The organism is Halobacillus sp. BBL2006, assembly GCF_000786645.1.
Taxonomy (GTDB): domain Bacteria; phylum Bacillota; class Bacilli; order Bacillales; family Halobacillaceae; genus Halobacillus.
Genome location: NZ_JRNX01000544.1, coordinates 1 through 1,045, shown reverse-complemented (window position 1 = coordinate 1,045; position 1,045 = coordinate 1). Strand labels below are relative to the sequence as shown.

Genomic DNA, 1,045 nt, shown 5'->3' with positions numbered 1-1,045 from the left:
TGCCGAACGATGTGAGTGAAAATAGGATGGCAAGCAATCCGAACAAGGCACTAAACGCATAGATAATCAATACTGTTGTGCGGTGGCTGAAGCCTGCCGCTAAAATTTGATAGTGGATGTGTTTGTTGTCCGGCATCATAATTTTTTGCTTGTTGATCAATCGTCTCAATATTGAGAACAACGTATCGAATACTGGGATCGCCAGCACGATAATTGGGATCACGAAGCTAAATAAAGTGACGTTCTTGAACAATCCAACCATGGAGATGACGGCCATCGAATACCCAAGGAACAAGGAACCGGTGTCTCCCATATAAATTTTGGCCGGGTAGAAGTTATGGAATAAGAATCCAAGGTTACTTCCAATCAGAACCACGCACAAATAAACAATCGTAATCTGGGGCTCAATCGCTAACGCCATGACAGAAATACTGATCAGAGAAATCGTTGATACCCCTGTCGCCAGACCGTCCAAGCCGTCAATCAAGTTGATGGCGTTCGTAATTCCGATAATCCATAAGAATGTAAACACGATGCTGATCGGTTCGTTCATGGATACCATGCCTACGAATGGAACACTGACAATATCAATTTTTAAACCTGAAAAGATGAGCACCCCAGTGGCAGCTACTTGCCCTGCCAATTTAAAAATTGGACGGATTTGATAGCGGTCATCCAAGAGCCCAGTTAAAACAATAATGGAAGCTCCGATGCAAATAGCCGTGAAATATGGCGTATCAGGACGGATGTAAATCATCCCGGCTACGACCCCTCCGAAAATTGCCAGTCCACCCATCCTCGGTGTGATTTCGGTATGGATTTTTCGCAATTCAGGATAGTCCATCATCTTCCATTTTACCGCCAGTTTCATTACTGGAAAGACCAGCGCATAGCTGACAGCCATAGAAATCAGAATGGCAATTGTAATATCCAAATATATATTCATAAAAATCCTCACTTATCTATTAATCTAAAAATGCAAAATGCGATTACATTATATCACAGAGCAAAGCAAATGATGTCGTACGTTGTCTTTATTTTTGTT

The 1,045-nt window shown here is 42.0% G+C and carries 1 protein-coding gene; it reads right to left on the bottom strand.

Annotated features, from left to right (window positions below; genetic code table 11):
* Positions 1 to 946: glycosyltransferase family 4 protein (locus tag LD39_RS15560; protein ID WP_035549305.1), on the bottom strand; the 946-nt coding region annotated here is incomplete at its 3' end.
* Positions 947 to 1,045 lie beyond the last annotated feature (99 nt).